Origin of the sequence: [Clostridium] clostridioforme AGR2157, assembly GCF_000424325.1 — a bacterium.
Taxonomy (GTDB): domain Bacteria; phylum Bacillota; class Clostridia; order Lachnospirales; family Lachnospiraceae; genus Enterocloster; species Enterocloster clostridioformis_A.
Window position 1 is genome coordinate 1 of record NZ_AUJR01000131.1, and the last position, 1,346, is coordinate 1,346.

General features: G+C 39.2%; 1 protein-coding gene. It reads right to left on the minus strand.

Translation table 11 applies throughout. From position 1 onward, the window contains the following. Positions 1 to 119 precede the first annotated feature (119 nt). A partial coding sequence (locus G614_RS28980) for a BglG family transcription antiterminator (RefSeq protein WP_155245149.1) occupies positions 120 to 1,346 on the minus strand: 1,227 nt, incomplete at its 5' end.

The following is a 1,346-nucleotide window of genomic DNA, read 5'->3' on the forward strand; positions in this document are numbered from 1 at the left end:
GGTCACTTTCCTTTGTATATTTTGTTGGCAAACTAATTATACACCAAAGTGTCCTGTACGATATTTTTTTTTCTTAAAAAGTTGTAAAGTCGTGTGGATAAAAACAAACAATATAAAAATCATCTATTTTTTAGCAATTGTATAAAGGTACTGTAAAAAGGCGATTCAATCAGAGCTTCTACCGCTGTTTTATTTAAAGAAAAGCGGGCTGTTGTTTCATAGAACAGACGCCGCATCTCCTCTGAATCCCCTGTTCGTCCAATAGAGATTAAAAGCACTACTTGTACAGGAGAGCCGTTCCAGGAAACAGGCTCTGGCAGAATAGCCACATAAGCAAAGGAATGTTCAGAAGCAATATGCAGGGGATGAGGAATCGCAATTTGTGTGCCATAATTCATTTGAATCAGCTGTTCTCTTTCCATGACTAATTCAAGGAAATCATCATCTACCTTTTCCTGACTCTGGATTACCTTATATATATTAGCTAAAACCTCTTGCTTTGTATTTCCGGATATATGTGGAAGAAAACGTTCCGGCCGATAATAAGTGCAGATCGCACGCTCAATATCATTGAGGGTCAGTGTATCTGCCACCTTACGCTTGTTCTCGTCATCAAGGAAATGTTCAATTTCAATAATGGGGACCGGAACCTTTCTGGTGATTGGAACTGTTGTTAAAATAAAGTCAATTTGGGAAAAATTAAAGCTTTCCAAGGCTGCCACATCACAAACCCATATATTGTCCAGATATTCGGCAAATTCCTTCTGATATTTGTATTTTAACAGCTGAGATGAGACTTTTCCGCTACTGCATATGATTAATATATTGGAACGTCTTTTACACTGCTGCTTTTCCAGTGCAAGCTGAAAGATCAGAGCAAAGTATCCAATCTCATCTTCTGGTATTGGTCTTTTATATATATCAGACAATACATTTGCTGCGATTCTGGCTGCCTGGTATGCAAGAGAATAATTTTCCTTGATCTCCTGAAGTAATGGATTTTTCAGGGGTATTTCATAACGCATCCGTATATCAAAAGGAACGAGGTGCTGATTCAAAGTCATGCGAATGTCAAAGTCATTCAGGATATCAAGATGGTATTCGTTGCTGATCAGCTGAAGTATACGAAGGCTTAGCTGATCGATGTTTTCAGGGATAACAAAATTTACAGCATTTTCAACCAGGTTGCCGTCAGTCCGTTTTCCTGTCATAAGACAGATCAGGAGAAAGGTTTCCTCGGTCTGCGTATGATTAATGCCGCCCAGCTCAGAAAGATAGTCAAACAGTTCCCTAATAAACAGCTTATCTGTAATTTCTATATGCAGACAGTCTGGTGGGGGGGGGGG